The 24,751-nt window shown below is 73.8% G+C and carries 23 protein-coding genes; 12 read left to right on the top strand and 11 right to left on the bottom strand.

The annotated features are described in order from the left end of the window. The first annotated feature begins 142 nt into the window (after positions 1-142). Positions 143-1,132: a polysaccharide deacetylase family protein gene (locus ACYP53_RS23000; RefSeq protein ID WP_229928775.1), complete on the top strand. Its 990-nt coding sequence runs from the start codon at positions 143-145 to the stop codon at positions 1,130-1,132. Between the two features lie 18 nt (positions 1,133-1,150). Here the strand turns inward: ACYP53_RS23000 and ACYP53_RS22995 are convergent, their stop codons facing one another. From ACYP53_RS22995 to ACYP53_RS22980, 4 genes are all read right to left on the bottom strand, one after another. Beyond that, on the bottom strand, positions 1,151-1,591 hold the full coding sequence (locus ACYP53_RS22995) for a YchJ family protein (RefSeq protein ID WP_189918792.1): 441 nt from the start codon (positions 1,589-1,591) through the stop codon (positions 1,151-1,153). A gap of 128 nt (positions 1,592-1,719) precedes the next feature. Beyond that, positions 1,720-2,376 carry an NADPH-dependent F420 reductase gene (locus ACYP53_RS22990; protein WP_459648780.1) on the bottom strand — a complete coding sequence of 219 codons (657 nt, stop codon included), beginning with the start codon at positions 2,374-2,376 and terminating at the stop codon, positions 1,720-1,722. 185 nt (positions 2,377-2,561) lie between these two features. Beyond that, positions 2,562-4,097, bottom strand: a complete 1,536-nt coding sequence (locus ACYP53_RS22985) for an FAD-dependent monooxygenase (protein ID WP_459648779.1) — start codon at positions 4,095-4,097, stop codon at positions 2,562-2,564. 27 nt (positions 4,098-4,124) lie between these two features. After that, complete coding sequence (locus tag ACYP53_RS22980; protein ID WP_189918786.1) at positions 4,125-4,736, bottom strand: TetR/AcrR family transcriptional regulator; 612 nt, start codon at positions 4,734-4,736, stop codon at positions 4,125-4,127. Between the two features lie 202 nt (positions 4,737-4,938). Here ACYP53_RS22980 and ACYP53_RS22975 point away from each other — a divergent pair, with 202 nt between their 5' ends. Further along, a complete protein-coding gene (locus ACYP53_RS22975; RefSeq protein ID WP_459648778.1) occupies positions 4,939-5,364 on the top strand; it encodes a hypothetical protein in 426 nt (141 codons plus the stop codon). 78 nt (positions 5,365-5,442) lie between these two features. On the opposite strand, the gene qcrB is transcribed toward ACYP53_RS22975, so the two are convergent. Next, positions 5,443-7,065, bottom strand: a complete 1,623-nt coding sequence (gene qcrB / locus ACYP53_RS22970) for a cytochrome bc1 complex cytochrome b subunit (RefSeq protein ID WP_189918957.1) — start codon at positions 7,063-7,065, stop codon at positions 5,443-5,445. 409 nt (positions 7,066-7,474) lie between these two features. Here qcrB and ACYP53_RS22965 point away from each other — a divergent pair, with 409 nt between their 5' ends. From ACYP53_RS22965 to efeB, 3 genes are all read left to right on the top strand, one after another. After that, positions 7,475-7,795 (top strand): hypothetical protein, encoded by a 321-nt coding sequence (locus ACYP53_RS22965; protein WP_189918782.1) that lies wholly within the window; start codon positions 7,475-7,477, stop codon positions 7,793-7,795. A 257-nt stretch (positions 7,796-8,052) separates the two neighbouring features. Beyond that, positions 8,053-10,188 carry an iron uptake transporter permease EfeU gene (efeU, locus tag ACYP53_RS22960; RefSeq protein WP_459648777.1) on the top strand — a complete coding sequence of 712 codons (2,136 nt, stop codon included), beginning with the start codon at positions 8,053-8,055 and terminating at the stop codon, positions 10,186-10,188. A gap of 110 nt (positions 10,189-10,298) precedes the next feature. Then, a complete protein-coding gene (gene efeB, locus ACYP53_RS22955; RefSeq protein WP_459649812.1) occupies positions 10,299-11,600 on the top strand; it encodes an iron uptake transporter deferrochelatase/peroxidase subunit in 1,302 nt (433 codons plus the stop codon). Positions 11,601-11,676: 76 nt separating this feature from the next. Here the strand turns inward: efeB and ACYP53_RS22950 are convergent, their stop codons facing one another. Then, complete coding sequence (locus ACYP53_RS22950; protein WP_459648776.1) at positions 11,677-13,077, bottom strand: HAMP domain-containing sensor histidine kinase; 1,401 nt, start codon at positions 13,075-13,077, stop codon at positions 11,677-11,679. 103 nt (positions 13,078-13,180) lie between these two features. Further along, positions 13,181-13,861 carry a response regulator transcription factor gene (locus tag ACYP53_RS22945; protein ID WP_189918776.1) on the bottom strand — a complete coding sequence of 227 codons (681 nt, stop codon included), beginning with the start codon at positions 13,859-13,861 and terminating at the stop codon, positions 13,181-13,183. A gap of 178 nt (positions 13,862-14,039) precedes the next feature. Here ACYP53_RS22945 and ACYP53_RS22940 point away from each other — a divergent pair, with 178 nt between their 5' ends. Next, positions 14,040-15,617: a glutamate synthase subunit beta gene (locus ACYP53_RS22940; protein WP_459648775.1), complete on the top strand. Its 1,578-nt coding sequence runs from the start codon at positions 14,040-14,042 to the stop codon at positions 15,615-15,617. Here ACYP53_RS22940 and ACYP53_RS22935 read toward each other — a convergent pair. After that, positions 15,607-16,887: an MFS transporter gene (locus ACYP53_RS22935; protein ID WP_459648774.1), complete on the bottom strand. Its 1,281-nt coding sequence runs from the start codon at positions 16,885-16,887 to the stop codon at positions 15,607-15,609. The genes ACYP53_RS22940 and ACYP53_RS22935 overlap by 11 nt on opposite strands. 159 nt (positions 16,888-17,046) lie before the next feature. Here ACYP53_RS22935 and ACYP53_RS22930 point away from each other — a divergent pair, with 159 nt between their 5' ends. Both ACYP53_RS22930 and ACYP53_RS22925 read left to right on the top strand, forming a co-directional pair. Then, complete coding sequence (locus ACYP53_RS22930; RefSeq protein ID WP_459648773.1) at positions 17,047-17,724, top strand: TetR/AcrR family transcriptional regulator C-terminal domain-containing protein; 678 nt, start codon at positions 17,047-17,049, stop codon at positions 17,722-17,724. After that, on the top strand, positions 17,711-18,223 hold the full coding sequence (locus ACYP53_RS22925; protein ID WP_189918770.1) for an isochorismatase family protein: 513 nt from the start codon (positions 17,711-17,713) through the stop codon (positions 18,221-18,223). The genes ACYP53_RS22930 and ACYP53_RS22925 overlap by 14 nt, the downstream gene beginning before the upstream one ends. A gap of 33 nt (positions 18,224-18,256) precedes the next feature. Here the strand turns inward: ACYP53_RS22925 and ACYP53_RS22920 are convergent, their stop codons facing one another. Beyond that, positions 18,257-19,711: a hypothetical protein gene (locus ACYP53_RS22920; protein WP_459648772.1), complete on the bottom strand. Its 1,455-nt coding sequence runs from the start codon at positions 19,709-19,711 to the stop codon at positions 18,257-18,259. Between the two features lie 220 nt (positions 19,712-19,931). On the opposite strand from ACYP53_RS22920, the gene ACYP53_RS22915 reads away from it, so the two are divergent. Both ACYP53_RS22915 and ACYP53_RS22910 read left to right on the top strand, forming a co-directional pair. After that, a complete protein-coding gene (locus tag ACYP53_RS22915; RefSeq protein ID WP_373313785.1) occupies positions 19,932-20,600 on the top strand; it encodes a HEAT repeat domain-containing protein in 669 nt (222 codons plus the stop codon). Between the two features lie 6 nt (positions 20,601-20,606). Beyond that, positions 20,607-21,620 (top strand): HEAT repeat domain-containing protein, encoded by a 1,014-nt coding sequence (locus ACYP53_RS22910; protein WP_459648771.1) that lies wholly within the window; start codon positions 20,607-20,609, stop codon positions 21,618-21,620. An 87-nt stretch (positions 21,621-21,707) separates the two neighbouring features. Here the strand turns inward: ACYP53_RS22910 and ACYP53_RS22905 are convergent, their stop codons facing one another. Together ACYP53_RS22905 and ACYP53_RS22900 are read right to left on the bottom strand one after the other, a co-directional pair. Then, positions 21,708-22,139: a ribonuclease domain-containing protein gene (locus ACYP53_RS22905; RefSeq protein ID WP_459648770.1), complete on the bottom strand. Its 432-nt coding sequence runs from the start codon at positions 22,137-22,139 to the stop codon at positions 21,708-21,710. Between the two features lie 147 nt (positions 22,140-22,286). Further along, positions 22,287-23,180, bottom strand: a complete 894-nt coding sequence (locus tag ACYP53_RS22900; protein WP_459648769.1) for an NADP-dependent oxidoreductase — start codon at positions 23,178-23,180, stop codon at positions 22,287-22,289. Positions 23,181-23,250: 70 nt separating this feature from the next. Between ACYP53_RS22900 and ACYP53_RS22895 the strand changes: the two genes are divergently transcribed. Together ACYP53_RS22895 and ACYP53_RS22890 are read left to right on the top strand one after the other, a co-directional pair. Next, the gene (locus tag ACYP53_RS22895; RefSeq protein ID WP_189918758.1) at positions 23,251-23,847 is read left to right on the top strand and encodes a TetR/AcrR family transcriptional regulator; all 597 of its coding nucleotides are present in this window, start codon (positions 23,251-23,253) and stop codon (positions 23,845-23,847) included. Between the two features lie 383 nt (positions 23,848-24,230). Continuing rightward, on the top strand, positions 24,231-24,728 hold the full coding sequence (locus tag ACYP53_RS22890) for a hypothetical protein (protein WP_459648768.1): 498 nt from the start codon (positions 24,231-24,233) through the stop codon (positions 24,726-24,728). Positions 24,729-24,751: the final 23 nt, after the last annotated feature.

Here is a 24,751-nt window from a genome sequence, read left to right as displayed (position 1 = left end):
GGCCCCCGGCGCGCCGTTGCCCCGCGCGGGTGATGGGGGGATTGGAGGGGGTGCACGGCGGGGGAGCAGTGCAGCTATGGACAGACCATCAGATTGTCAGATTAATGGGGGTTTGAGGGGGAGTCAGAAGCGTCGGGGCGGTGTGCGGAACGGCCTGCTGGCCACCGTCTGCCTCTCCGCCGTCCTCGCCGGCTGCGCCGGTCCGGCCGGCCCCGCCGCGCCCGGGGCGGCCCCGGCCAGGACGGAGCCGGCCAGGACGGACGCGGCACCCGCCCCCAAGGCGGCCGCGGCTCCCGGCGGGCCCGTCGAGGCCGCGGACCGCGGCGCGGCCCGCGTGCCGGCGGCCCCGCCGCTGCTGCCCGGTCTGGCCCGCCAGGAGGAGGAGGCCAGCAGCGAGGCGGTCGCCCGCCAGGAGACCGCCGTCCGGACCGCCCTGGAGACCGCGCAGCGCTGGGGCCTGGAGCGCCCGCCGCTGAAGGCCCTGCCGCGCCCGGCGACCAGGGCCCGGCTCACCCCGGTCCAGGGCGTCAAGCTCGCGGACGGCCGCCCGCCGGTGGTCTACCGGGTGCCGACCGACGACAAGGTGGTCTTCCTGACCGTCGACGACGGCGCCGAGAAGGACCCGGCGTTCACCAGGATGGCCGAGGAGCTGGGCATCCCGTTCAGCGCCTTCGTCTCCGACTACCTGGCCCGCGAGAACTACGGCTACTTCCGCGACATGCACGCCCAGGGCGTGGAGATCAACAACCACACGATCAACCACCGCAACCTGAAGGTCCTGGACTACGAGACCCAGCGCCGGGAGATCTGCGACCAGCAGGACCAGCTGGAGCAGCAGATCGGCGTCCGCCCCCGGCTGTTCCGGCCGCCGTACGGCGAGTACAACGACGAGACGCTGCGCGCGGCGGCCTCCTGCGGCGTGCAGGCCGTGCCGCTGTGGAACGAGGAGGCCTTCCCGGACCACATGGAGTGGCGCTACGACGACCGGCAGCTGCACCCGGGCGACATCATCCTGACCCACTTCCGGGGCACCGACATCTGGAAGGCGACCATGCCGGACCTGCTGCGCAAGGTCGTCAACGACGTCACCGCGGCCGGGTTCACCCTGGGCCGCCTGGACGACTACCTGTAGTTCCCCGGGCGGGGCGGCTCAGCCGAGCGAGAGGGCGTCGAGGTACACCCAGGCGCCCTCGTACCGCACGAAGCGGCTGTGCTCGGCGAGTACGCCCTGCTCCGTGCCCTCGGTCCAGTGCGCGCGGAAGGCGACTGTGCCCTCCGCGTGGAACGCGCCGCCCTCGGTCGTGGAGACCACCTCCAGCCGGGTCCAGCGCAGCGCCGGGTCGAAGTCGACCTCGGCGGGCCGGGTGTCCGGGTGCCAGGTGCGCAGCAGGTACGCCTCGTCCTGCGCGGCGAAGGCGCTGAACCGGGAGCGCATCAGCGACTCGGCGGTGGTGGCGGCGGCCTGGCCGCGGTGCAGTCGGCCGCAGCAGTCCCCGTAGGCGGCGGGCAGGCCGCACGGGCAGGGGGAGGAGGGCAGCAGCCGGGGCGCGGCGGCGCGGGGCTCGGAACGAGGTCGGGACATGCGGTCCATTCTCCCCCACCGCGGTGCGGCCACCGCCGCCCGGGGCCCCGGTCCACCCGGTCCCCGTACGCCGCCCCGTGCGACCCGCGGTGGACGCGGGCCGCCCCCTCGGCGCACCGAGGGGGCGGCCCGGTGCGTTACGCGGGGCGCCGGAACGAGTAGTTGAAGTCGGCGTCGCCGAAGTGCCGCATCATCCGGAGCCAGAGCGGCATCATCATCTCCGTCGCCCGGGCGGCCGAGATGTCCCCGAGGTCGATGATCCACTCGGCCGGCCAGCCGAAGCCGCCGAGCAGCGCGACGGCCTCCGCCTTGGCCGCCGCGTCGTCGCCGGCGATGAAGAGGTTGTGCTCGCCGGACAGCCGGCCCGGCTCCACCATCAGCTCGCAGTTGATGGTGTTGAGGGCCTTGACCACCCGGGCCTCCGGGAACTCGCGCTGGATGCGCTCGCCGACGCTGTCGGTGTTCACCGGGTCGAGGCTGACCTGGCCTTCCGGACCGAAGACCAACGGGTTGGAGACGTCGATCAGCAGCTTGCCCGCGAGGTGCTCGGCCCCGGCCGCCCGCAGCGCGGCCAGGGCGACCGTCCCGCCGGTGGCGTTCAGCACCACCTCGCCGAAGGCGGCAGCCTCGGCGAAGGTCCCGGCCTGGGCGTCGGGGCCGGCCTGCGCGGCCCAGGCCAGGCCCTTCTCGTTGCCCTTCTCGCGGGATCCCAGCGTCACCTGGTGGCCGAGCGAGACCAGCTTGCTCCCCAGCGTCTGCCCGACCATGCCCGTGCCGATGATTCCGATGCGCACAGTTTCCCCGTCTCGTCGGTTGGAGGACCGCCCCCGGTGGGGCGGGCCGCGACGACCATAGTTGACCGGGCGTCACTCGCGCCGGAAGGTCCGGATCAGGTGTTTCCCCCGACGGTGAACACCGGTGAACACCGCGACCACGTGCGCGTACTCAGCCGTGGGCGTGGCGCAGCGGTGGCCGCGACTCAGCCGCGGGCGTCGCCGAACCAGGTGCGCAGGGCCTCGGCGAGGCCGTCCGGATCGGTGTCGCCGGCTTCCGACGCCCAGGCGACGTACCCGTCCGGGCGCAGCAGCAGGGCGCCGGCGGGCGGTTCGGCGCAGTCGGCGACCACGGTGTCCACCCGGTCCCGCCACCCGGCCGCGCCGTCCGCGTGCTTGCCGCCGCCAAGGTCGAGCAGCAAGGGGCGTCCGGTGCGGGCGAGTTCGGCGAGCCGGACGGGCCCGGCGGCGGTGCCGAGCGCGAGGTCCGGCGCGAACCGTCCGGCGAGCGGGTGCGGGCAGCCGGTGTCGTAGCGGATGTCGCTGCCCGCCATCAGCGCGGTGATCCGGCCGAGGTTGTCCGGGTGCGACAGCAGTTCGCCGAACAGGGCGCGCACCGCCGTGGTCCCGGGGCCCGGGGCCATCAGCGCCATCTGGGCCTGCGAGTGCATGAAGACCCGCTCGCCGATCGGGTGCCGCTCGTCGTGGTAGCTGTCCAGCAGGCCGGGCGGGGCCCATCCGGAGAGTTCGGCGGCGAGCTTCCAGCCGAGGTTGGCGGCGTCCTGCAGGCCGAGGTTGAGGCCCGGGCCGCCGGTCGCGGCGTGCACGTGCGCGGCGTCGCCGACCAGCAGGACACGGCCCTGCCGGTAGCGTTCGGCGAGCCGGGTGTTGTGGCCGACCTGGCGGCGCGGGGTGAGCGGGCCGGGCGTGCGGGCCGGGGTGAGCGCCAGGTCGGCGCCGGTCACCCGGCGGATGCTGGCGCGCAGTTCGTCCAGGGTGAGCGGGCTCTCCTCGGCGGGCGTCGGGCCGCCCCACTCCGACGTGGCGACCATGGTGGCGTCCGGGCCGAAGGGGGCGATGACGAAGACGCCGTGCTCGGTACGGGTGTGGGTGAACGGTCGGAACGGGGTCGGGCAGCCGGGCAGCAGGAACTCGCCGGTGTCGGTGGTGCGCACCTCCTCCGGGAGCAGCACGTGCGCGATGCGTGAGACCGGGTCGGGCGAGGTGACCCCGGGGAAGCCGATCCCGGCCAGCTTGCGGACGGTGCTGCGTCCGCCGTCGGCGCCGACCAGGTAGCGGGCGCGCAACCGCCCGTCACCGTCCGGGCCTTGGCAGTCGATCGTCACTCCCGTCGCGTCCTGGGCGAGGCCGGTGAGCTCGCAGCCGCGGCGTACGGCGATGCCGAGCCCGCGGGCGCGCTCCTCGAGGACTTCCTCGATCCGGTGCTGCGGCACCGGCAGTGCGTACAGCGGGTTGCCGTCGAGCTGTCGCAGGTCCAGCGGGAAGGCGCCGAACACGAAGCGCGGCACGGGTCGCGGGGTGCCCGGGCCGGCGAGCGGCTCGTACAGGCCCCGGTGGTCGAGCAACCGGATCACCTGGCCGACGAGGCCGTTGGCCTTCTGGGCCGGCGAGCGTTCGGGCAGCCGTTCCAGCACCACCGGACGGATCCCGGCCAGTGCCAGCTCGCAGGCCAGCATCAGCCCGTTCGGACCGGCGCCGACGACGGCGACGTCGTGGATCATCTCGGGTCCCCCTCTGAGAAGACGGTTTCATCGGGTCGACGGATCGGGCAGCCCGGCTGCCAGCAGGCGCAGCGCCTCGGTGAACAGCGGCTGGAACGGCGCCGGCGGGTCCGCGGTCAGGTACTGGTCGTTGGCGGCCTTGACCGCGGCCATGGCCGCCGCGGCGACCAGCTTCGGGTAGAGGTCCCGGTCCGGGTCGGTCCCTGTCCGGGCGGCCACGGCGGCCGCGAGCTGGGCCTCCTCGGCCCCGCCGCGCCACAGCTCGGCCTGGAGCGCCGGTTCGCTCAGCAGCAGCCGGACGGCGGCGGTCCAGCGCGGGTGCGGCTGCTCGGCCGTGTCCCCGAACGGTTCGAGCAGGGCCCGGGTCAGTGCCTCCCAGAGCGGCTCGGTGGCCGGCCGTCCCCGCAGCGCTCCGGCGGCCCGCCGGACGCGGTCGCGGTGCCGGAAGACGATCGCCTCGGCCTTGCTGGAGAAGTAGTTGTTGTACGTGCGGGGCGACACCCCGGCCTCGGCCGCGATGTCCTCCACCCGGACGTTCTCCAGTCCCCGTTCCACCGCCAGGCGCAGGGCGGCCCAGCTCAGTGCCTCCCGGGTCGCGGCCTTCTTCCGTTCCCGCAGGCCGGGTTGATCCGTCGTCATGGCCACCACTGTCCGGCAAAAGGTGCGCAACGCGCAATAGTGCGTAGCGCGCAACTTTTTCTCGGCGTACGGGGCCGTGGCGAGCCGCTCGCCACCTGCGATTTGTCGCTGGTAGTAGTTGCCTGATCGCGGAGCGATTCCGCCCGGGGGTTCGGCCCCGCACATTCCGGCGGGACGGCCCGACAGGACTTGAGGAGCGGCCATGGGTGGCAGGCAGCGTCCGCCGCGCGCGCGGAACCCCCGCCAGGGCAAGCCCGCCGGGAACGCCCGCCGGGCGGACTCCCGGGAAGAGCCCCGGGCGGACTCCCGGGTGGAGTTCGCCCGGATCGAGGGCTACCTGGCCTGGGAGGCGGAGGTCGCGGCGGCCGAGCGGGACGCCCGCGCCTTCGCCGCGCAGTTCCCCTGGCTGCCGGCCGCGGAACGGGAGAACCTCGAACAGGCCTACACCGCCGACCGGCTGCGCTACGCCGAGGAGGTCGTCGACCGCGCGGTGGAGCGCTGCCGCCGACTGGCCGCCCGCTACCGGGCCGAGTGCCGCCGGATCTGCACCCGCTGGGCGGCGCTCTGCCTCTCCGTCACCGTCGCCGCCGCGCTGTTCGCCGTCGTCCCGGCGGCCCTGCGGGGCTGAGGTTCCAGGGGCGGCCCGAACGACGAGGGCCCGCTGTGCCGTCGGCGCAGCGGGCCCTCGTCGTGCCCCCGGGAGGGGTCAGTGGTGGCCGTGGCCGCTCGTGACCTCGGCGTGCTCCTCCGCCGTGGGCTTGGCGATCTGGCTCTCCCGGCCGTAGAAGCCGCGGGACAGCTTCACCCGGGCGCGGGTCAGCAGACCGGTCTTGCGGACCACCCCGTTCTCGTCCACCGCGGGCGGCAGGACGTCCGGCTGCGGCTGGTCGTGCGAGGTGAGGGTGAAGAGCCGGCCCTGCGGCAGCGGGGCGTGGATCTCGACGAACTCGCCGTGCTGGAGCCGCTTGATGACGCCGGTCTCCCGGCCGTGCAGCACCTTCTCCTTGTCCCTGCGCTGCAGGCCAAGGCACCACCGCTTGGTGATCACGAAGACGATCACCGGCAGGGCGAAGAAGCCGGCCCGCACCGCGTAGGTGATCGCGTTGATCGACAGGTGGAAGTGGGTGGCCAGCAGGTCGTTGCCGCCGCCGGCCAGCAGGATCAGGTAGAGGCTGATCCAGGCGGCGCCGAACGCGGTGCGGACCGGGGCGTTGCGCGGACGGTCGGCGATGTGGTGCTCACCGCGGTCCCCGGTGACCCAGGCCTCCAGGAACGGCCAGCCCCAGAGGACCATCAGCACGGTCGGGAAGATCATCAGCGGGACGAACACCCCGAGGTTCAGGGTGTGGCCGCCCCAGACGCTGATCTCCCAGCCCGGCATCACCCGGATCAGGCCCTCGGAGAAGCCCATGTACCAGTCCGGCTGGGCGTCCGTGGACACCTGGTCGGGCCGGTACGGGCCGTACGCCCAGATCGGGTTGACCGTGGCGATCGCCGACATGACCGCGACCACGCCGAAGACCAGGAAGAAGAAGCCGCCCGCCTTGGCCATGTAGACCGGCATCAGCGGCATGCCGACGACGTTCTGGTTGGTCCGGCCGGGTCCGGCGAACTGGGTGTGCTTGTGGTAGAAGACCAGGATCAGGTGCGCCACCAGGAGCCCGAGCATGACGCCCGGGATCAGCAGGATGTGGACGGTGAACAGCCGCGGGATGATGTCGTGGCCCGGGAACTCGCCGCCGAACATGAAGAACTGCAGGTAGGTGCCGACGATCGGGACGGCGAGGACGGCGCCCTCCATGAAGCGGATGCCGGTGCCGGAGAGCAGGTCGTCCGGCAGCGAGTAGCCCATGAAGCCGTCGAACATGCCGAGGAAGAGCAGCAGCGCGCCGAAGACCCAGTTGATCTCGCGGGGCTTGCGGAACGCGCCGGTGAAGAACACCCGCATCATGTGGGTGAACATCGAGGCGATGAAGACGATCGCCGCCCAGTGGTGGATCTGGCGCATCAGCAGGCCGCCGCGCACCTCGAAGCTGATCCTCATCGTCGACGCGTAGGCCTCCGACATCGGGATGCCCTTGAGCGGGACGTAGGAGCCGTCGTAGACGACCTCGCCCATGCTCGGGTTGAAGAAGAGGGTCAGCCAGACACCGGTCAGGATGATGATGACGAAGGTGTAGAGCGCGACCTCGCCCAGCATGAAGGACCAGTGGTCCGGGAAGATCTTGCGCAGATTGGCCTTGGCCAGGGAGTAGATGCCGAGCCGGCCGTCGGTCCAGTCGGCCAGCGCCTCACCCGCGTTCGACGGTTTGGCGCGCGTGCTGGTCACCGGTCCCGGCTGCGACTGCTGGTCGGCTCTCACGACGGGCTCCCCGGCGTCCTCGGCGTGCCGTGAGGGAGCCCCGTCGGCGGGAGCGCCGGCCGGCGAAGTGTTGTGATCATGGGACCTCTCGATACGGGCCTGCCGGTCGGACCGGCGCGCGGACCGGGTCGGCCCGCTGGACTCGTTGCTCAGGGTGATGGATCGCTTACTCTGACATGCTGTCGGCAGGGGACCGACTGTGCACGTCCATCGGCCCGTCCGGCCGCTCGTGTCGGGCCTTACGGGGGTTCCCGGCGCCCGATCGGCTGGCCGCCGCTCGGCCCAACGGGGGTCGATGCTGCGGTCGGGTGCCGCTGAACCGATTCGGCGCGCGCCGCGTCCGGGGGTCGCGCGGTCGACGGCCTACGCTGCGCCAATGGTGGATCACCGTGAACTCTTCGAGGACGTCACCGGGGCCCTGGCCCGCGCCGGGTTCGACACCGAGCCGGGCCCCTCACCGCTGTGGATCGGCCACCACCCCGAGGGTGTGGTGGTCGGCTGGACGCCGGGCGCGGACCCGGACGGCCCGCCCACCCGGGAGGCGCGCGCGGCACTCAGCGACGCGGCCGCGCTCGTGCTGCGCGAGTGCGGCTACCTGGTCGCCGCGACGGAGGCGGGCGACCTGCTGGTGCGCTCCGCCGAACCGGTGACGGTCCCGGCCGAGCCCGAGCCGGTGCCCGAGCAATGGTGGGGGTGACGGTCCGACGGCCTGACGGGCGGTGGGCTGACGGGTGATGGGCCGGCGCCCCGTCGGGGAGGGCGCGGCCGTCCCCATACCCAACCCTTACTCGCGCTGGGGTTGCAGTTGACCAGTGCGGCTCTAAGGTTTGCCTAAGCTAAGTCGGCGCCCTGGACCGTGACGTCCGGGGCGTTCGACTGTGGCGCCGCGCCGCCGTCGTGGCGGGGCGGGGACAGGTGACGGTCCGGGCCGGGCCCGGGGGAGGAGCCCGCTGCATGTGGGACGAGGCGTTTCCCAGCTTCCTGATCGGGTTGCGCGAAGGCCTGGAAGCCGGACTGATCGTGTCGATCCTGGTCGCCACGCTGGTCCGGGCGGGCCAGAAGGCCCGGCTGCCCCAGGTGTGGACGGGCGTCGCGGCCGCCCTCGCGCTCAGTCTCAGCTTCGGTGCGGTGCTCACCTTCACCGCCGCCAACCTCTCCGGCCACGCCCAGGAGGCGTTCGGCGGGGTGCTCAGTCTGATCGCGGTCGGCTTCGTCACCGCGATGGTGTTCTGGATGCGCCGCTCCGCGCGCACCCTCTCCGCCGAACTGAAGGAGAAGGTCCAGGCCTCGCTGGCGATGGGCGCGGGCGCACTGGTCCTCACCAGCTTCCTCGCCGTCGCCCGCGAAGGCCTGGAGACCTCGCTCTTCCTGTGGACGAACGTGCGCACCGCCGGGGAGTCCACCGGCCCGCTGCTCGGCGCCGCCGTCGGCCTGGTGCTCTCGACCGTCCTGTGCTGGGGCCTGTACCGGCGGGCGCTGAAGATGAACCTCACCCGGTTCTTCACCGTCACCGGCGCCGGACTGATCGTCGTCGCGGCCGGCGTGCTCGGCTACGGACTGCGCGACCTCCAGGAGTCCGGGCTGGTCGGCGGCGGGAGCACGTACGCCTTCGACCTGAGCGGGCACCTGGACGCCTCGTCCTGGTACGCCACGCTCGTCCAGGGCACGCTCAACCTGACCGTCACCATGACGGTCCTGCAGGTCGTCGGGTACGTCGCGTACCTGGGCGTCGTGATGACGATGTTCATCGAGGGCGTCCGGGGCGGGGCGGGCGCTTCGGCCCCGGGCCCGGCTCCGGGCCCGGCTTCGGGCCCGGTTCCGGCTTCGGCTTCGGCGAGGAGTGGGAGTGCGAAGGGTGGGGCCGCGAAGGGTGAGTCCGGGACGGCCGGGGCCGTGGTCGAGGATGCCGGGCGGGTGCGCGCAGGCCGTCCGCGCTGGGTGCTGCCGACCGCGCTGGTCGCCGTCCCGGTGATGGTGGCCGGCGCCGTGATCGCGGTCAGCGACGGCAAGCAGGAGAGCTCCGCCACCGTCACCGTCTCCGAACGGGACTGCGGAAAGGGCTTCGGCACCCCGCGCCCCGGCCAGCAGGTGTTCCAGATGCACAACACCGGCGACAAGGTCTCCGAGGTGTACCTGGTCGACCCGGGCAGCGGCGCGGTCTACGGCGAGATCGAGGGCCTGGCCCCCGGCACCATCCGGGCCCTGACCGCCACCATCGGCTCGGGCGACTACGCCTGGCGCTGCGTGCCCACCGGCGGCAGCGCCGTCACCTCCGCCGCCGTGCGCGTCACCGGTGGCGGCGAGGTCAAGACCGTCAAGGCCGTCAAGCCGGTCTCCGAGGACGACCTCAAGGGCCCCCTCGACAGCTACAAGGAATACGTCGACCAGGGCCTCGCGACCCTCGTGACCCAGACCCGCAAGCTCCAGGACGACGTCCACTCCGGCGACCTCGCCACCGCCAGGGCCGACTGGCTCACCGCGCACCTGCGGTACGCCTCGCTCGGCGCCGCCTACGGCACCTTCGCCGACCTCGACGGCAAGATCGACGGGCGCCCGGACGGCCTCGCCGACAAGGTCCGGGACAGCGGATTCACCGGCTTCCTGCGCCTGGAGTACGGCCTGTGGCACGACCAGTCGGCCGCCGACCTGACACCCGTCGCGGACGAGCTGGCGCAGAACGTCGCCAAGCTGGCACAGGACTTCCCCGGCCAGGACTTCGACCCGGCCGACCTGCCGCTGCGCGCCCACGAGATCCTGGAGAACACCCTCCAGTTCGAGCTGACCGGCGACACCGACATGGGCAGCGGCACCAACCTGGCCACCGCCCAGGCCAATCTGGCGGGCACCCAGGAACTGCTGACCCTGCTCCGGCCGCTGCTCGACGAGCGCGACCCGCAGCTGCCGGCCCGGGTGGACGGCGGGGTGAAACGGGTCGGTGACCTCCTCGCGGCCGCCCACGGGCCCGAGGGCTGGACCCCGGTCGACCGGCTGCCCGCCGACGCCCGCCGCAAGCTGAACGGCGCCACCGGGCAGCTGCTCGAAGACCTCGCTCCCGTCCCCGCCCTGCTCGAGATCCGGAAGGCCGTCTGATGACCGACCACACCGCAGCCGCCGGTTCCTGCCCCTTCCCGCACGCCGCCGCCGCTGCTCGGGGTGGCGCGCCGGACGCCGTCGGGACGCACGCCATCGGGCCGGATGCCATTGCTTCGGAGGCTGTTGCGCCGGCCGGCGCGGTTCCGGCGGAGGGCGGTTGTCCGGCCCGTCCTGCCCGGCGCAGCTTCGTCCGGGCCGCACTCGGTGCCGGGGCCGGGGCCGCCGTACTCGGCGGCGGCGCCCTCACCCTCGGCGCCGGCCCGGCCTCCGCCGGGGACGGCTCGCAGGCGAAGAACGGGGCGGTGCCGTTCCACGGCGAGCACCAGGCCGGGATCATCACCCCGGCCCCCGGGTACGCGGCCTTCGTCTCCTGTCAGGTGATCGCCCAGGACCGCAAGGGGCTCGAAGACCTCCTCAGGACCCTGACCGGGCGGATCCGCTTCCTCACCGCCGGCGGCACCCCGCCCGACCTCGGCGTCGGCGCGCCTCCCTCGGACAGCGGCATCCTCGGCCCGACCGTCCCCGCCGACCACCTGACCGTCACGGTCGGCGTCGGCGCCTCGCTCTTCGACGAGCGCTACGGGCTGGCCAAGGCCAAGCCGCTCAAGCTGACGCCGATGAAGACCTTCCCCAACGACAACCTACAGGCCGCCGAGGTGCACGGGGACCTCTCGCTGCAGATCTGCGCCGACCGCCAGGACACCGTGCTGCACGCGCTGCGCGACATCACCCGGCACACCCGCGGCGCGCTGCAGATCCTCTGGCGGATCGACGGCTTCCAGAACCAGTCCCGCCCGGACGGCGCCCAGCGCAACCTGCTCGGCTTCAAGGACGGCATCGTCAACCCGGACACCGGCTCCGCCCGGGAGACGGACCGGCTGATCTGGGTGAACGGCACGACGGGCGAGCCCGCCTGGGCCGTCGGCGGCAGCTACCAGGTGATCCGGATCATCCGGATGCTGATCGAGTTCTGGGACCGCGTCACCCTCGCCGAGCAGGAGAAGATGTTCGGCCGCCGCCGCGACACCGGCGCCCCGCTCGACGGCCGTCAGGAGACCGACGCGCCGGACTACGCCAAGGACCCGGAGGGCAAGGCGATCCCGCTCGACGCGCACATCCGCCTCGCCAACCCGCGGACCGCGGAGACCGACGACTCCCGCATCCTGCGCCGCGGCTTCAACTACGACCGGGGCGTCGACCCGGCGGGCAACCTGGACATGGGCCTGGTGTTCTGCTGCTACCAGCAGGACGTGGTGCGGCAGTTCGAGGCCACCCAGACCAGGCTCATCGGGGAACCGCTGGTGGACTACATCTCACCGACCGGTGGCGGGTACTTCTTCGTCCTGCCGGGGGTCAAGGACGACGCCGACTGGCTCGGGCGGGGGTTGCTGACGTCCGTCCGGGTCTGACGGCCGCTTTCTGCGGCGGGCCCGGGGCCGCGGGCGGGATCCGAGCGCCGGATCCGAGCGCCCGGTCCGTTCGCGGTCAGTCGCCGAGCGTGAAGCCGATCACCGCGCCGCCGCCCTCCCGGTTGACGGCGAAGGCGGTGCCGCCGTGCGCGCGGGCCACCTCGTGCACGATCGCCAGGCCCAGCCCCGAACCGGGCAGGCTGCGGGCCGCGGTGGCCCGGTAGAAGCGGTCGAAGACCCGGTCGAGGTCGGCCTCGTCGATGCCCGGGCCCCGGTCGCGGACCTCCACCCGCAGCCCGCGCACCACCACCTCGATCGGGCCCGCGCCGGCCGGGTCGAACTTGGCCGCGTTGTCCAGCAGATTGCCCACCGCGCGGGCCAGTGCGTCCGGGCGGGCGATGACGACGGTGTCGTCCGCGTCCACCAGGATCTCCCGGTCGCTGCGCCGCCGGACCTGGGCGGCAGCCCCGCGGACCACCTCGGACAGCACCACCTCGGTCGGGTGCTCGTCCGCCCGGTGGTCCGCGGCGAGCGCCACCAGCTCCTCCACCAGCTGGGACAACTCCCTGGCCTCGTCCGTCAGATCGGCCATCAGCGCGGCGCGCTCGGCGGGTGGCAGCCGGTCCATGGCGGGGAGCACGGAGAGGTTGGTGCGCAGGCTGGTCAGCGGGGTGCGCAGCTCGTGGCCGGCGTCCTGGACGAGACGGCGCTGGTTCTCCTTGGCGGCGGCGAGCCGGACCAGCATCCGGTCGAAGGCCCGGCCGAGCCGGCCCACCTCGTCCGTGCCGGAGGCGGGCACCGGAACGTCCAACCGGCCGCTGGCGGCCACCAGTTCGGCCGCGGTGGTGAGTCGGACCAGTCGGCCGGAGATCCACCGGGCGAGCAGCCAGCCGGCTCCGCCCGCGATCACCGCGACCACAGCCACCAGCCCGGCGGTGCGGTACCGCAGGGCGGCCAGCAGCCGCTCGGTCGGACCGACCTGCTGGATGATCTGGACCGCGCCGCGGTGGCCGCCGAGCGAGACCACCCCCACCCGCAGGGTGTCGCCGTGCAGCCGGCGCATCCCCGACTCGGTGCGGCCGGGCTCCTCGGCCCGGGCGAGTTCGAGGTCGGCCGGGGTCGGCGGAAGGTCGATCCGGGCGGTGCCGGGGAGCACCCGGGCGCTCGGGTCGAGCGCCTGCGCCGTCACCCGGATCGGGCGCAGCAGGTCGTCGCTGAGACCGTCGGGGCCGGTGAAGTCGCCCGGGAAGAGGGTCTGCCGTTCGACCTGGCGGTCGACGGAGGCCACGGCCGCGGTGAAGTCGGCGCCCTCGTCGTCCCGGATCAGTCGGGCCGCGGCGTGGTAGCCGAGGGCGCCGATCAGCACGGCGACCAGGGCGGCGATCGCGGCGAAGGCGAGCGAGAGGGTGATGTGCAGGCCGGGGCGCGGCAGGCGCGGCCGACGGCGTCCCGGGGCGGTCACGACGCGCGCGGTCACGATGCGCGCCCTATCGTGACTCGCCCCGTCGTGACCCGCCCCGTCGTGACCCGCCCGGTCACGACCCGCTCTGGCACGACCCGCCCGGTCGTGCCCTGGCCGGTCACGGCTCGCGCAGCGCGTAGCCGACGCCGCGGACGGTGTGGATCAGCGGGCTCATGCCCGGGCGGTCGAGCTTGCGGCGCAGGTAGCCGATGAAGACGGCGAGGTTCTTCGAGCCGGGGCCGAAGTCGTAGCCCCAGATCCGCTCGTACAGGGTGGCCTGGTCCAGGACGGATCCGGCGTTCCGGGCCAACAGCTCCAGCAGGTCGAACTCGGTGCGGGACAGCTCCAGCTCCTGCCCGGCCCGCCAGGCCCGCCGGGCGGGCGGATCGATCCGCAGGTCGGCCACGGTCAGGGACTCGGCGATCTGGACGGGCTGGTTGCGGCGCAGCAGGGCGCGCAGGCGGGCGAACAGCTCGTCCACGTCGAAGGGCTTGACCAGGTAGTCGTCGGCCCCGGCGTCGAGGCCCGCGATCCGGTCCGGGACCTCGACCCGGGCGGTGAGCATCAGCACCGGGGTGCGGTCCCCGGAAGCGCGCAGGCGGCGGCAGACCTCCAGGCCGTCCGGCGCGGGCATCATCACGTCGAGCACCAGGGCGTCCGGGCGCTGCTCGGCGAGGACGGCCAGGGTCTGGGTGCCGTCCGCGGCGATCCGCACCCGGTAGCCCTCCAGCGTCAGGGCGCGGACGAGCGAGTCACGGATGGCGCGGTCGTCCTCGGCGACCAGCACGGTGTGGGTCATGGGGGAGATTGTCCCTGGCGTGCTCACGGCGGTCACGCGCGGGGCCGGGGACCACCCGGACGGGTACCTGCGGCGGCCGCTTTCGCGCGCTGCTTCGCAGGCGTACGGTTGCCACACGGTGGTGCGCCCGCCGGGGTGGGCCGCCGGTCCGAGTGGCACGCCCTGCCGGAGGCCCGCGATGGCAGACCGGATGGCCTTCTTCACCACCCCGCGCGCGGAGCGGGCGCGGCGGGACGCGCGCGAGCGGCTGGGGGACCGGCGGGAGGTGTACCGGCCGGGGGCCCTGCTGCCGATGGTGGGCGGACAGGCGGAGCGGTGCATGGACTGCGGGCTGCCGTTCTGCCACAGCGCCTGCCCGCTGGGGAACCTGGTGCCGGAGTGGAACCAGCTGGTGGCGGCCGCCGACTGGCGGGCCGCGGCGGCCCGGCTGCTGGCGACGAACAACTTCCCCGAGTTCACCGGGCGGCTCTGCCCGGCGCCCTGCGAGAGCGCCTGCGTGCTGGCGATCGACGGGGCCGCGGTGGCGATCAAGAACGTGGAGCTGGCGATCGCCGACCGGGCCTGGGAGGAGGGCTGGGACAGGCCGTTGCCACCCGGGGGGTCCGAGGGCTCCGGGGACTCAGAGGGCCCCGGGGGCTCCCGGGGTTCGGAGGGTTCCGAGGGCTCCGGGCGGTCGGGGCGTGCCGGGTGGTCGGGGAGTGCCGAGCGGGGTGGCGGACGGCGGGTCGCGGTGATCGGCTCCGGCCCGGCCGGGCTGGCGGCCGCTCAGCAGCTGACCCGGGCCGGGCACGCCACCACGGTGTACGAGCGGGCCGACCGTCCCGGCGGGCTGCTGCGCTACGGCATCCCGCCGTTCCGGCTGGAGAAGCACCGCCTGGAGCGGAGGCTCGAACAGCTGCGGGCCGAGGGCACCGCGTTCCGCACCGGGGTGTGGGCCGGCCGGGACGTGCCCGGTGAGGAACTGAGGGCCCGGTACGACGCGCTGGTGGTCGCGGTGGGCGCGACCGCCGGCCGGGAGCTGCCCGTCCCCGGGCGCGAACTGCCCGGTGTGCACCAGGCGATGGAGTACCTGACCTGGGCGAACCGGGTGGACGAGGGCGACTGCTTGGCCCCGCCGGTCTCCGCCGAGGGCCGCCACGTGGTGATCGTCGGCGGTGGGGACACCGCGGCCGACTGCCTGGGCACGGCGCTGCGCCAGCACGCCGCCTCGGTCACCCAGCTGGACATCAACCCGCGCCCGCCGGAGCGCCGGGCGCCCGGGCAGCCCTGGCCGGTTCACCCCAAGGTGTACCGGGAGACCACCTCGCACGAGGAGTCCGGCGCGGCCGGGGCCGGCCCCCGGGTGTTCGCGGCGGTCACCGTGGGCTTCGAAGCGGGCCCGGACGGCCGTCTCGCCGCCGTCCGGTTCGCCGAGGCCGAACCCGCCGAGCGCAGCCCGCGGACCGGCACCGAGCGGAGCCTGCCGGCCCAGCTCGTCCTGCTCGCGCTGGGCTTCACCGGGCCCGAGCCGGACCAGCGGCTCTTCAGCCAACTCGGTCTCGCCACCGGGTCGGAGGGCACCCTGCCCAGGGACGACGGCTTCGCCACCGCGACGGAGGGCGTGTTCGTCGCGGGCGACGCCGGACGCGGGCAGTCGCTCGTCGTCTGGGCGATCGCCGAGGGACGGGCGGCCGCCGCGGCGGTGGACCGCTACCTACGTGGGCGCACCGAACTCCCGTCGCCGATCAGGGCGTCGACGCGGGCACTCACGCTGTGAGCGACTGGTCGGGAGCCGGTTCGACCCGGTGCGTGCGCTGGTCGTAGCGCCAGAGCGCGGGTATCGCGGTGGACAGGACCGCGGCGCTGCCGCAGCAGAGCAGGCCGCCGGTGCGCAGGGCCGCCCGGATGCCCTGCCGGGCCGCGAGACCGCCCGCCCGCAGATCGCCCAGGGCGGGCCCGGCGGAGCCGATCAGCATCTCCAACCCGGCTGCGCGGCCACGCAGTTCGTCCGGAATGGACTGGTTCCAGATCGCGCTGCGGAAGGTGTCCCCGATCCAGTGCGCACCGCCGGCGACCACCAGGCAGAGCAGCACGCCCCACAAGCCCGGGGCGAACGCCGCCGCGGCCGTCGCCAGGCCGACCAGGGCGGCGGAGAGCACGACCAGCCGGCCGTGCCGGTGCACACGCTCCGTCCAGCCGCCCGTCGCCGCGGCCACCAGGCTGCCGGCCGCGCCGGCCGAGTAGAGCAGGCCGAGCGCCCACGTCGCGTCCAGGTCCGCGGCCAGGAACGGGAACAGCGCGGTGGGCAGGGCGAAGACGGTGGCCGCGAGGTCGGCCAGATAGGTGCCGATCAGGTCGGGCCGACGTGCCGCGTACCGGGCGCCCTCGACGAACTCGCCCAGCCGCGGCTTCTCGGCGTCCCGCTCCGAGGGGACGGGCCGGACCTGGGCGAGCAGCGCGATCGAGAGCAGGAAGGTACCGAGGTCGACCAGATAGGCCGCCGGGACGCCGGCGGTGGCGATCAGCAGCCCGGCGGCGGCCGGGGCGGCCACCCCGCCGACGCTCCAGCGCAGTGAGAGCAGCACGCCGGCCGCCACCAGCTGGTCGTGCGGCACCAGCCGGGGGACCATCGCGTCGACCGAGGGCTGCTGGATGCCCTGCAGGGCCGCCGCGACCCCGGCCGCGGCGTAGAGCGGCCAGACGGCCGGGGTACCGAGCAGCGCGTTGGCCAGCAGCAGGGCGCTCAGCGCGGCCAGCGCCACTTCGGTGACCAGGGCCACCGTCCGGCGGTCCATCCGGTCGGCGAGGACGCCGCCGTAGAGGCCGAACAGCACGGCGGGCACGAGCTCGACCGCGCCGACCGCGCCCACGGCCCACGGCGAGCCGGTGAGGTGGGCGATCTGCAGGGGGATCGCCGTCATGGTGAAGGTCGAGCCGAGCATGGTGACCGCGCCGGAGGTCCAGGTCAGGCGGAAGTCCCGGGAGGAGCGCCAGGGCGCGGTGTTCGGCAGCAGCCGGGACCGGAGGCGGTCGGGAGCGGAGGCCATACGGGGTGATCCCTTCGCGGTCGGTCGTCGTCGGGGGAGTCGGTGCAGTCAGTGCGGGTGTGGGCGTGGTGATCGTCCTTATCGCCGATAAGTCCTGGCTCGGGAACTTATCGGCGATAAGGTGGACCTGGCAAGCGATTAACCCGGGAGGGTGGACGGATGGCGCTGCAACGCGACGAGGTGGTGCGCACCGCGCTGCGCCTGCTCAACGAGGAGGGCATCGAGGGGCTGACCACCCGACGGCTCGCCCGCGAGCTCGGCGTCCAGTCACCGGCGCTGTACTGGCACTTCAAGAGCAAGCGGGAACTGCTCGACCTGATGGCCGAGGCGATGCTCGCCGAAGCCCTCCCACCCGACCGCGAACCGGACCCGGAGCACTGGCCCGAGTGGATCGCCGCCGACGCCCGGGCCAAGCGCGGCGCCCTGCTCGCCTACCGCGACGGCGCCCGGGTGCACGCCGGCACCCTGCCCACCGAGGACGAACTCCCGGCCGTCGAGGCCCAGCTGGGCGCGCTCTGCCGGGCCGGGCTGCGCCCGCGCACGGCGCTGCGGCTGCTGCTGACCGTCGACCGGTACATCATGGGCTGGGTCACGGAAGAGCAGGCCTGGCGGCAGGACGCCGCGGACCGCGAGCGGCCGCCCTTCCCGGACGACGCGCTGCGCGGGCTCCCGCTGCTGCGCGAGGCGGCCGACGTGCTGCGGATGACCGACCACGACGCCGACTTCGAGTACGGGCTGCGCGTGATGATCGAGGGCTTCCGCGCGGAGATCGCCCGGGAAGCGGCGGGGCCGGCCGGGGCGGGGGATGGGCTAGGTTGGCGCCATGACCACCCTTGATCCCCGCGACACCGCCCTGGTCCTGATCGACCTGATGGACCGGATCGTCGCCAACCCGCTCGCGCCGCACACCGGTTCGGAGGTGGTGGCCGCCTCGCTGGAGCTCGCCCGGGCCTTCCGTGCGGCCGGTGCCCCGGTCGTCGCGGTCCGGGTCGAGCGGCCGAACGTGGCCGAGCAGCCGCCCGGGAGCGAACTCCTCGCGGAGGTCGAAGCGGTGGCCGACGAGGTCGTGGTGAAGCGCACCATCGGCGCCTTCCAGGGCACCGGCCTGCACGAACTGCTCCGGGCGCGGGGCGTGGAGACCCTGGTCTTCGCCGGGATCGCCACCAACCTCGGTGTCGAGTCGAGCGCCCGCGCGGCCGCCGACCACGGCTACCGGCTGGTCTTCGTGGAGGACGCGATGACCGGGCTCAGCGCGGAGGAGCACCGGGCCTCGGTCGAGCTGGACTTCCCGCGGCTCGGCGAGGTCGTCGTCGCGGGGGACGTGCGGCTGGGCTGAGGCCGGTCAGGCCGGATGGTTATGGCCGGCCGGTCAGGGCTGCGCGGTCGGGTCGACGGGCAGCGGGACGCCGTACCTCACCAGCTCCGTCGCGGAGATCAGGTAGCGGCCGTCGGGCCGGCGTTCGAGTCGGGTGCGCACGCTGATCCCGTTCGGTGTGCGGGACCAGCCGTCCGCCGCGACGTAGGCGCAGCTGGTGGAGACCTCCAACTCGACCACGTCCCCGGTGAGGTCGCCCGGATCGGTGTGGCCCTCCAGGGGCATCGCGGTCGCCCACATCACCACCGACCAGCCCCGGCGGGCGGCCAGATCGGCGGGCCAGACCGTGCCGTCCGCCGAGCAGGCGTTCAACCCTCCTCCGGCGGCGGCGAGTTCCGGCGTCAGGTACGGACGGACCCGGCGCAGGACGGACGCCGGCCCGGTGTCGCCGCGGGACGCGTCGAAGCTGCCCGAGGTGACCGCCCAGGCGACCGCGACGGACTCCGCGTCGTGGTCGTCGACCGTCAGCGGCGGCGTCTCCGCGGCCGGGTGCTCCTTCGGGACGAGTGGCTGCACCGGGTCGGCCCCCGGCGCGGAGGAGAAGGTGAGGCCGGCCGGAGCGGTGGCGACCGCGGTGCCCGGGATCACCTGCTCGTCCTGGTCGTAGCAGGGGTTGCACCGGATGCGCTCGCCGGCGCCCTTGCCGTAGCCGGTCTCCCAGCCCCTCCCGTGGGTCGAGATCTCGGTGCCGCGTTCCGTCCGCACCCCGGAGACCCGGAACGGGCGGTCACCGTCCTTCAGCGTCCAGGTGCGGGGTTCGCCGTCGACGGTGCCCTCGACCGTGAGCACGTAGTCGTAGCTGTGCCGGGTCGCCAGCACGGTGAGGCTGATCAGTTCGGGCTTCTGGTTCTCCAGGTAGAGGTACTTGTTGGTGAAGAACGGGGCGAACGACACCGGTCCGGCGGCCCCGATCAGTGCGACCGGCTGGGCGGCGTCCAGGTCGAGGCCCATGTCGACCTTCTTGCCCTCGCCCTGGCCGGTGCAGTTCACGATCGTGCCGGGCAGCGGGTCGCGGGGCTCGCCCACGATGGTCGCCCGCACCTGCTCGATCGCCACGGTGTGGCCGTTGCCGACCATCGAGAGCGAGAGCGGCGACGCACCCACGTCCGTGGCGCCCTGCTGGTGCGACCACGTCCGGGCGGCGCCGCAGCCGGTGACGGCGGGGAGTTCGGCGGGCTTGACGGTCCTGGGGACCACCGCGGTCGAGTCGGCGTCACCGTGCTCGGGATCGTAACGGGCGCCGAGTACCGGCCCAGTGCCCCCATCCGTCGCCTTCAATACCCAGTACGTCGTGCCGGCGCCCAGCAGCGCCAGCACGCACGCCACCGCCACCAGCAGGCGCAGCCGCGGCCCGCGGCCGGTCATCAGGGAGATGATGCCGCCCATGACCACGTTGCCGTGGATGGTGCTGTTACTGATCCTGTTGTGCGTGTCGCGCTGCTCGCCCACACCATCCACCCCGTCCGACGGATCCGCGCCCACCACAGTGCAGGTCCCGGCGGGCGAAGGGAAGACCGCCACCCCCGCTGCGGCTCGGCCCGGCTCCGCTCGGCGGCGGGCTCGGCCTCGGGCTTGACCGTGACCTCGACGTCGGCCTTGACGTCGGCCTTGACCTTGACACGGTGACAAGGCCTTCACTGAGCCGGAGGAGGTGGTCCCCATGACCGGCATGACCAAGCGGACGGCAGACACGAGCGCGCCCCAGGCGCTCCGGGGCCTGGAGCACGACGACCCGTCGGTCCGGCTGCGGGCGGCGCTGGCGGTCGGCACGGCCCCGGACCCCCGGTACGTCGGCGCGCTTGTCCGGCGGAGCGCGGTCGAGCCCGAGTTCTCCGTGCGCGAGACGCTGACCTGGGCGCTCACCCGCCACCCGGCGGCGACGACCGTCCCGCCGCTCCTCGTCGAGGTCCGCTCGGAGCGGGCCCAGGCGCGGAGCCAGGCGCTGCACACCCTGTCCAAGATCGGGGACCGGCGGGCATGGCCGGCGATCACCCCGGCGCTGCTGGCCGACCCCGACGAGGAGGCCGCGCGCAGCGCCTGGCGGGCGGCCGTCGTCCTGGTGCCCGAAGGTGAGGAGCACCGGCTGGCCGTAGGGTTGGCGACACAGCTCGGGCGCGGCGGCCGCGAGACGCAGCTGAGCCTCAGCCGGGCGCTGATCGCGCTCGGGGAGGTGATGCTGCCGGTGCTGGGCGCTGCGACGGCGTCCCCCGACCCGAGGGTGCGCGCACACGTGCTCGCCACCGAACGGTTGTGGCGCGATCCGGACGCCGGATTCGAGCTCGCGATCGAGGAGGCGAAGCGCGTCGCGGTCCTCGGTGGATCCGACCAGGAGGGGTAGTAGGCGGTGTTGATCGGTGATGTCGCCCGGCGGTCCGGGGTCAGCGCCCGGATGCTCAGGCACTACGAGTCGCTCGGCCTGGTGCGGCCGTCCACCCGGACCGACTCCGGCTACCGGGAGTACTCCGGCGAGAACATCCGGCGGATCTTCCACATCGAGAGCCTGCGGTCACTCGGGCTGTCGCTGAGCGACGTCGGGCGCGCGCTCGACGATCCCGGCTTCGCGCCGTCGGAGCTCGTGGACGACCTGATCCGCCGGACGATGGACCGCATCGCCGCGGAGACCGAACTGCTCACCCGGCTGCGCCGGATCGGCGCCGCGGAACCCGCCGGGTGGGAGGAGGTCCTGCGGACCGTCTCGCTCCTGCAGGCCCTGGAGTCGGGGAGCGCGGGGGCACGGCAGCGCGCGGCCCTGTCCGCAGCCGAGGGTGACCCCGTGCCGGCGGAAGCCCTGGCCGAGGCCGCGCTGGGGGAGTCGGACCCCAATGTCGCCGGAGCCCTCCGGTGGGCCCTGGCGCAAGCGGGCGAGGAGGCGCCGGCCCTGCTGGCGAAGGGCCTCGGCTCGCCCTCGGCGGAGGTGCGCGAGCGGGCCGTCCGCTCCATCGCCGAGATCCCGACCGCCGGGGCGACGGCACTGCTGCGGGACGCCCTCACCGTCCCCGACCCCGTCGTCCGGGGCCACGCGGCCCTGGCGCTCGGCACCCGCGGCGTGGCCGAGGCGGTGCCGACGCTCATCGACATGATCGTCGAGGGGCGGAACGACGCCGACGCGGCCGACGCGCTGAGCGCACTGGCGGGTGACCCGGCGTCGGCGGACCGGATCGCCACCGGGCTCGTCGCCCGCCTGGCCGGCGCGGCTGCGGGAGCCGCCGGACCGCCCGCCCGCCGCCGGCTGACCCAGGCGCTCGCCGACATCCCGGGAGGCACGGCGACCCGCGCGCTGGAGGAGTTGTCCTCGGACGAGGACCGTGCGGTGGCGCTCACCGCGGCGTACGTCCTCGGACTGCGCGGCGCTCGATAGCGGGTGCTGGTTCTCGGAGGTGAGGTGACGTCGGTGGGCGCCCCCTCGGGTCGGCGAGGGGGCGCCCACGGCGTTCGGGGAAGGGGTTCAGCAACCCTCGGAGATTTCCCGAAAGTTGGCGTAGTGGTCGGCCGAGTACCAGACCTGCGCGGTGTGCCGGTCCCGGACCAGGCGCTCGGCGTCGCGGTGGGTCGTGGGCGTGGGGCGGGGGTTGACGTCGTACTCGTGGTAGTCGCCGCCGGCGGGGAGGTCCTTGCTGCGGTTGCCGTACGGGTTGCTGCCGCGGATGAACTCCGGGCCGGGGATGCGGTAGTCGACGGGGGTCGGGCTGACGGGCCAGTCGAGGCGCTCCCAGATCCGGCAGGCCTGTTCGACCTGCGGTGGGAGGGCCTCGACCGGCAGCGGCGGCTGGATGACCGCGGCGGCCGCGGGGGTGACCGTGGCGGGGACGGCGACGGTGGGAATCACGGCGAGCGCGAGGGCCAGGGCGGCCTTCACGAAGCGTCGGGGTGTGGTCATGCGGCCAGCAGTACCGCCTCCGGCGTGCGGGGAGCGGGTGACCGTGCCGGTCGGTGACGGACACTCACCTGATCTGTGGAAGAGTCTGGTTGACGCGGGCGCGGGGCCGAGCGGGTGCCAAGTCCCGGGGTTGCGTCCGACCGGCGCTCAGACGACGATGACCCGGCGCCCGCGGGTGTGCCCGGCCTGGCTGTCGATGTGCGCGGCCGCGGCCTCGGCGAGGGTGTACGCCTTCTCGACCGGGATGTGGAGCCTTCCCCGCGAGATGAGGTCGACGGCCTCGGCGAGCGCCTCCGGTACGCTCCCGGCCGCGCCGGAGAAGCGGACGCCGAGCTCGGGCGCGGTGAGGTCGGCGATGGAGACCACCTTCCGCGGGTCCCCGGTCAGTTCGACGAGTTCGCGGATCACGCCGGAGCCGGCCAGGTCGAGGGCCGCGTCGACCCGGCCGAGCTCCCGGACCCGGGTGACCCAGCCCTCGCCGTACGTCGTGGCGAGGGCGCCCAGGCCGCGCAGGTAGTCCTGGTTCGCGGCCCCGGCCGTACCGATCACCGTGATGCCGCGGTCGCGGGCGATCTGCAGCACCGCCGATCCGACTCCGCCGGAAGCGCCGCTGACCAGCAGCGTCTGTCCGGACCGCACGCCGACCTCGCGGACGAGCCGCAGCGCGGTCTCCACCACGGAGGGGTACCCGGCCGCCTCCTCGAACGTCAGCCCCTCGGGCATCCGGGCCCAGGCGGAGAGCACCGCGAACTCGGCGTAGGTGCTGGAGCCTTCGCCGAACACGTGGTCGCCGACCTCGACACCGTCGACCCCCTCGCCGACCTCGTCCACCACCCCGGCGGCGTCCAGCCCGACCCCGGACGGCAGCTCGATCGGATGGGCCTTCAGGACCTGGCCTTCACGGATCCTCCAGTCGACGGGGTTCACGCCGGCCGCCCGTACGGCGACGCGTATCCGGCCGGGGCCCGCGTGGGGCTCCTCGGCATCCACCAGGTGCAGTACGTCCGGGCCGCCGAACTCGGCGAAGCTCACTTTCTTCATGCGGCCGACCGTAACACTAACGGTTAGTGTTTTGAAGCTGTTCTGTTTTTGTGACTGATAGCATCACGGCATGACCGAGCCCTCCGGACGCCGCGAGCGCAAGAAGGCCGCGACCCGCCAGAAGATCGCCGACACCGCGCTGAGGCTCTTCCTGGAACGCGGCTACGAGGCGGTGGGCATCCGCGAAGTGGCCGCCGAGGCCGACGTCGCCGTCACCACGGTCTTCTCCCACTTCGCCTCGAAAGAGGCCCTGGTGTTCGAACAGGACCAGGACTTCGAGCAACGCCTCACCCGGGCGGTCACCGACCGGTCGCCCGACGAGCCGCTCATCCCCGCGCTGCGCCGCGAGATCCACGCCATGGTGCGGCACTGCACCGCGGACGGAGCCGGCCCGATCTGGCGCATGATCGACGAATCGCCCGCCCTGCGGGAGTACGAGGAGACGATGAGGCTGCGCCACGCGGACGCGCTGGCGACGGCCGTCGCCGCCGATTCCGACCCGGCGCGGTCGGCGACGGCCTGCCGGACGATCGCGCGGTTCGTGATCGGAGCGTTCTCGCTGGCCCGTGAGGCGGATGATCCGGCGGCCGCGGTGGACGAGATCTTCCGGATGATCGAGGCCGCCTGGGCCGTAGTCCCCTCCGGGACCTCCGCCGACGCGGCCTGACTGGCCGTCACGGTGTCACCCCGGGTCGGGCGGGGCCGGGGGCGCGCGTGGGTTCGGGTCGCGGGGCCCAAGGCACGTGGGTTCGGGTCGCGCGGGCTTGGGGCGCGGGGGTTCCGGGCGAAGGCGTCACTCGACCGGGCTAATCCCGGCGGAATCGCCGGGTCGCGTCCGGTCGGCCGCCTAGGGTGGGAAACGTCGTACCCGTCCGGTCGAGCGAAGGCCCCGGGGCGGGTGAGAAGCCGGTTGATCGAGAAGCCAGTCGGTCGAGAACTCGGTTGGTCGAGCGCTCGGTTGGGTCGAGTGCCCGGTCGGGTCGAGTGCTCGGTCGGTTGAGAAGGAGTCCTGTGCCGTCCTGCGACCCCCGAGACGCTCCCGTCGGCAATGTGAGCGCGGCGCTGCTGGTGATCGACTCCCGGCTCAGAGCCGTCTACGACGGCAAGACCGGGACGGACCCCGAGGAGCAGCGGATGCTCGAGGAGGCCGTCGCGTCCTTCAGTCCGGGCGAGGCCAGGGCGGTGCTGGAGGGGGTCTGCACTCTCGTCTACCTGTACATGAACTGGCTGAGCAAGGCGTTCGCGGAGCACGAGGAGGACGTGGTCGAGCACGTGGTGCCCAGCCTGGTGGCCACGATGCGGATGATGCCCAGGACCTTCCGTCCGGAGGTCGTCCCCACCATGGCCGGGCTGCTCACCGCCGCGGGCACCGGACTGAGCCCCACACTGTGGCGCGCCCAGTACGGCCCGTGGACGGAGGAGGAGATGAACCCGCTGGAGGCCACGGCGGTCCTGCTCGCGGAGTACGTCAACCGGATCTCGGGCAAGGGGAACGACTTCGCCACCACGCTGGTCTCCGACGTGCTGTCGAGGGCGGAGCAGGACTGACCGGGCCCGGGGAGTCGGTCCCC

It is taken from the genome of Kitasatospora sp. Ki12 (assembly GCF_054601375.1).
This window is presented reverse-complemented; position numbering and strand designations above follow the sequence as displayed.

Coding starts and splice junctions, on each gene's coding strand:
- ACYP53_RS22995 (WP_189918792.1), bottom strand. CDS start 1,591: ATGGACCGCATGTCCCGACCTCGTTCCGAGCCCCGCGCCGCCGCGCCC.
- ACYP53_RS22985 (WP_459648779.1), bottom strand. CDS start 4,097: ATGATCCACGACGTCGCCGTCGTCGGCGCCGGTCCGAACGGGCTGATG.
- ACYP53_RS22980 (WP_189918786.1), bottom strand. CDS start 4,736: ATGACGACGGATCAACCCGGCCTGCGGGAACGGAAGAAGGCCGCGACC.
- ACYP53_RS22975 (WP_459648778.1), top strand. CDS start 4,939: ATGGGTGGCAGGCAGCGTCCGCCGCGCGCGCGGAACCCCCGCCAGGGC.
- ACYP53_RS22965 (WP_189918782.1), top strand. CDS start 7,475: ATGGTGGATCACCGTGAACTCTTCGAGGACGTCACCGGGGCCCTGGCC.
- efeU (WP_459648777.1), top strand. CDS start 8,053: ATGTGGGACGAGGCGTTTCCCAGCTTCCTGATCGGGTTGCGCGAAGGC.
- ACYP53_RS22945 (WP_189918776.1), bottom strand. CDS start 13,861: ATGACCCACACCGTGCTGGTCGCCGAGGACGACCGCGCCATCCGTGAC.
- ACYP53_RS22940 (WP_459648775.1), top strand. CDS start 14,040: ATGGCAGACCGGATGGCCTTCTTCACCACCCCGCGCGCGGAGCGGGCG.
- ACYP53_RS22935 (WP_459648774.1), bottom strand. CDS start 16,887: ATGGCCTCCGCTCCCGACCGCCTCCGGTCCCGGCTGCTGCCGAACACC.
- ACYP53_RS22930 (WP_459648773.1), top strand. CDS start 17,047: ATGGCGCTGCAACGCGACGAGGTGGTGCGCACCGCGCTGCGCCTGCTC.
- ACYP53_RS22925 (WP_189918770.1), top strand. CDS start 17,711: ATGACCACCCTTGATCCCCGCGACACCGCCCTGGTCCTGATCGACCTG.
- ACYP53_RS22915 (WP_373313785.1), top strand. CDS start 19,932: ATGACCAAGCGGACGGCAGACACGAGCGCGCCCCAGGCGCTCCGGGGC.
- ACYP53_RS22905 (WP_459648770.1), bottom strand. CDS start 22,139: ATGACCACACCCCGACGCTTCGTGAAGGCCGCCCTGGCCCTCGCGCTC.
- ACYP53_RS22900 (WP_459648769.1), bottom strand. CDS start 23,180: ATGAAGAAAGTGAGCTTCGCCGAGTTCGGCGGCCCGGACGTACTGCAC.
- ACYP53_RS22895 (WP_189918758.1), top strand. CDS start 23,251: ATGACCGAGCCCTCCGGACGCCGCGAGCGCAAGAAGGCCGCGACCCGC.